Origin of the sequence: Streptomyces sp. NPDC058157, from assembly GCF_042884105.1 — a bacterium.
GTDB lineage: Bacteria > Actinomycetota > Actinomycetes > Streptomycetales > Streptomycetaceae > Streptomyces.
Genome location: NZ_JBHVUQ010000341.1, coordinates 765 through 4,265, shown reverse-complemented (window position 1 = coordinate 4,265; position 3,501 = coordinate 765). Strand labels below are relative to the sequence as shown.

Genomic DNA, 3,501 nt, shown 5'->3' with positions numbered 1-3,501 from the left:
CGCGCGCCGCGAACCGGCCCGCGCACGCCGCTTGACCCCTCGCCGATGTGGGCATGGTGGGGCGAGAGCACGCGGCCGCCGCCCCGGCGGCGCGGCCGCGCGGGACGGCTGACGGGGAGTGGGCATGGGGTGGACGGCGGAGGAGTTCGGGGCCTCGCACGAAGGCTGGGCCGGTGCGCTCCTGGCGGACGGCAGCGAGCCGGCCCCGGTCTCCCTGGACCCGGGCGGCGGCCCGGGCCTGCGCCAGACCCGGGAGTGGTGGGCCTACAGCGGGCTCCCGGACCGACCCCGGGCCGCCGCCGCCCGCGCCGCCTGCACCTGCGGCTGGCGCGGCGCCGCGCACTACCCGATCGACACCGGCGCCGAGGCGCCCTCAGGCCTGTACGAGCAGGTGATCGACGGACCGCGCGACGACTGGGAACGCCACCTCGACGAGGTCGAGGCCCGCACCGTGCCGCTCCCCGCCGAACTGGCCGACCTCCTCGAGCGCGTCGAGGACCAGCTCAACAACCTGGCCGGACAGGCCCCGGTGGCCGCCCTCAAGGCCGTGGCCGCACTGGAGCGCATCACCCGGAGCGTGGCCCGCGACGCCTCCTACATCGCCGAGGCCGACGACCTGTCCTGGGAGTCCATCGGGACCGCCCTCGGCATCTCCGAGAAGGAGGCCCGCTCCCGGCTGACCCACTACACCTGCCGCCGCTGACCGTTCGGCGCCGGGCCCGCCGGCCGCAGGGCGTGGCGGGTCCGGTGCAGCCGCAGCGCCAGCTGCACCTCCAGCGCGCGGACCGGCTCCTGCCAGCCCGGGCCCAGGAGTTCGCCGATCCGCTCCAGCCGCCGCGAGACCGTGTCGGATGCACGTGCAGCGACTCCGCCGCCCGGCGCGGACTGCCGCCCGCGGCGCCGGGTACCTCGTCGTCCAGTTCGCCGCCCCCCGGCTGATCCTGGCCGGGCACCCCGTGAGCGCCACCCGGATCGGCCTGCTCCTGCTGCCGACCGGGCTGTGCAGCGCGGCCCTCTCGCGCGCCGCCGGCTCCCTGGCGCACCGGGTGGGGCCGCTGCGGCTGGTGTCCTGCCTCGCCCTGCTGAGCGCCGCCGGACTGCTGCTCGCCGCCCTCGCGGGGCACTCGCCGGTGGCGCTGGTGGTGGCCGTCGCCGCCTGCGTCTCGGGCTTCTCGGCCGGGCAGGTCGCGCTGATGGCCGCCGTACCGCACCTGGTGGACGGCCCCGTGCAGGGCGTGGCGGCCGGGGTGTTCCAGCTCGTCTTCATCACCGGCGGCTCGCTCGGTTCGGCGGCGGTCGGCGGCCTGGCCACCGTGACGAGCCTGTCGGCGGCCCTCGCCGTCCTGGTGGCGGTGCCGCTGCTGGGGGCCGCCGCGGCGCTGGCGGCCCGGCGGCTGCGCGACCGGGCCCCGGCAGCGACGGCCGGCCCCGCCGCCGCCTCCACCTCTCCGGCGGGGCGCTGACGTCGGGCCGCTGACGCCGGGCCGTCAGACGCCGGGCCTTCAGGCGCCGCCGAAGAAGCCGCCCTCCCCGAAGGCCCGTGCGGCGAAGCGCTCGCCGATCCGGCGGTGCGCGGCCGCGTCCGGGTGCAGGGCGTCGGGCAGCGGCAGCTCGGCGGCGTCGGCCTCCCCGTAGAGCTCGCGGCCGTCGAGGTGGTACAGGTGCGGGTCCTCGGCCGACCGCTGCGCCACGATCCGCGCCAGTTCCTCGCGGATGACGGTGAGCGTCAGCTTCCCGGCGGCGCGCTCGGCGGGGTCGCCCGTCGCCCGGAACCGCAGCTTTCCCGCGCCGAGCGCCTCCGTGTCGAAGGCCGTCGGCCCCGGGGTGTCCTCGTGGATGGGACACAGCAGCGGCGACACGACCAGCAGCGGGGTGTCCGGGTGGCCCTCGCGGACGGTGTCGAGGAAACCGTGGACGGCCGGGGTGAAGGCGCGCAGCCGCATCAGGTCGGCGTTGACCAGGTTGATGCCCAGCTTGAGGCTGATCAGGTCGGCCGGGGTGTCGCGCAGGGCGCGGGCCGTGAACGGGTCGAGCAGCGCGCTGCCGCCCAGGCCCAGGTTGACCAGTTCCACCCCGCCGAGGGCGGCGGCGAGCGCCGGCCAGGTGCCGGTGGGGGCCGTGGCGCCGGAGCCCTGGCTGATCGAACTGCCGTGGTGCGCCCACACCTTGCGGCCGCGGGCGGGTGCGGGGGAGACGGGGGCGTCGGTGCGCAGGGCGACGAGCTCGGTCGTCTCGTCGTGCGGGAGCCAGATCTCCACGTCCTTCATCCGGCCGGGCAGACCGGTGAAGCGCAGCGTGGCGGGCCGGCCCCTGCGGTGCTCGACGCCGCCCGTCCGGAGGTCGACGGTGAAGGTGTCCCCGCCCGCCGCGGTCGCCCGCCCGGCCGGGCGGGCGTCGACGAGGAGCTCGTAGACCCCGTCGGGACGCGGCGGGGCACCCGCGTAGACCCGTTTGACGGGCAGGACGTCCAGCTCGACGACGGTCGCCGCGGTGCGCAGGGCCAGCCGTACGCCCGAGGGCTGGGACTCGGCCATGGCCAGCTGCCCGTCGGTGTTCTGGGTCCGGGCCCGGGCGGGCAGCCGGTGCGGCAGCAGGCCGCGGCCGGTGTCCTCGGTGTCGAGGGCCCCGCGCAGGAGGTCCGCGGTGACGGGCGTGGCGGCCAGGGGCGCGACGGAGCGGGAGGTCACCTCGCCGCCCGGGTGCGCAGCAGGGTGTCGAGGGCGTCGAGGGTCCATGACCAGCTCTCCTGGGAGTCGGGGGTGCTGTGGCTGAAGCCGCCGGCCAGCTCCAGGCTGACGTAGCCGTGGATGACGCTGCCCAGGAGCCGGACGGCGTGCGTCTGGTCCGGGTCCGCCAGGTCGTAGCCCCGCAGGACCGCCCGCATCAGCTCCGAGTGGCGCCGGCCTGCGCTCGCGGCGGCCTCCTCGGCGGTGAGGCGGAACCGGGACGCGTCGTAGCGGCCGGGGTGCTCGCGGGCGTAGTCGCGGTAGACGTCCGCCAGGGCGGTCAGGGCCTCCTTGCCCGCGCGGCCGGCGAGGGCCGAGGCGGCGCGCCCGGCGAGCTCCTCCAGGGCGAGCAGGGCGATCTTCGCCTTGAGGTCGCGGGAGTTGCGCACGTGGGAGTAGAGGCTCGCGACCTTGACGTCGAACCGCCGGGCGAGCGCCGACGGGGTCACGTGCTCGAAGCCGACCTCGTCGGCCAGCTCCGCCCCGGCCCGCACCAGGCGGTCCGTACTCAACCCGATGCGCCCCATGCCGCTCCGTCCTCACCGTTCCCGCCCGGCCGGTGGCCCGTCCACCGCCGCCTATGCCGATTATGTATTTGCCTAAAAGTATTAGGCAAATTAGCGTGCTCCGCATGAAGCCACTGACCGAGCAAGAGATCCGCGCCGCCTTCGTCAACTGCACCAAGGGCGAGGCCAAGCGCCTGACCGTGCCGCACGACCTCGCCGACCGCCCCTGGGAGCACCTGGACTACCTCGGCTGGCGCGACCCCCAGTCC

Annotated in this window: 5 protein-coding genes and 1 pseudogene; 3 read left to right on the top strand and 3 right to left on the bottom strand. The window is 76.5% G+C overall.

Translation table 11 applies throughout. From position 1 onward, the window contains the following. Window positions 1-124: 124 nt before the first annotated feature. Window positions 125-703, top strand: coding sequence for a hypothetical protein (locus ACFVXK_RS37325; protein WP_389621438.1), 579 nt, complete (start codon window positions 125-127; stop codon window positions 701-703). Here ACFVXK_RS37325 and ACFVXK_RS37320 read toward each other — a convergent pair. After that, window positions 685-899 (bottom strand): annotated as a pseudogene (locus ACFVXK_RS37320) (helix-turn-helix domain-containing protein); the annotation flags it as partial. The gene ACFVXK_RS37325 and the pseudogene ACFVXK_RS37320 sit on opposite strands and share 19 nt — an antisense overlap. Here ACFVXK_RS37320 and ACFVXK_RS37315 point away from each other — a divergent pair. Next, the gene (locus tag ACFVXK_RS37315; RefSeq protein ID WP_389621435.1) at window positions 852-1,463 is read left to right on the top strand and encodes an MFS transporter; all 612 of its coding nucleotides are present in this window, start codon (window positions 852-854) and stop codon (window positions 1,461-1,463) included. The pseudogene ACFVXK_RS37320 and the gene ACFVXK_RS37315 overlap by 48 nt on opposite strands. Window positions 1,464-1,502: 39 nt before the next feature. Here the strand turns inward: ACFVXK_RS37315 and ACFVXK_RS37310 are convergent, their stop codons facing one another. Together ACFVXK_RS37310 and ACFVXK_RS37305 are read right to left on the bottom strand one after the other, a co-directional pair. After that, complete coding sequence (locus ACFVXK_RS37310; protein ID WP_389621432.1) at window positions 1,503-2,735, bottom strand: GDSL-type esterase/lipase family protein; 1,233 nt, start codon at window positions 2,733-2,735, stop codon at window positions 1,503-1,505. Continuing rightward, entirely contained in the window at window positions 2,684-3,253 is a 570-nt protein-coding gene (locus ACFVXK_RS37305) for a TetR/AcrR family transcriptional regulator (RefSeq protein ID WP_389621429.1), read from the bottom strand. The genes ACFVXK_RS37310 and ACFVXK_RS37305 overlap by 52 nt, the downstream gene beginning before the upstream one ends. A gap of 104 nt (window positions 3,254-3,357) precedes the next feature. On the opposite strand from ACFVXK_RS37305, the gene ACFVXK_RS37300 reads away from it, so the two are divergent. Then, window positions 3,358-3,501 (top strand): FBP domain-containing protein (locus ACFVXK_RS37300; RefSeq protein WP_389621441.1); only part of this gene is annotated, 144 nt, incomplete at its 3' end.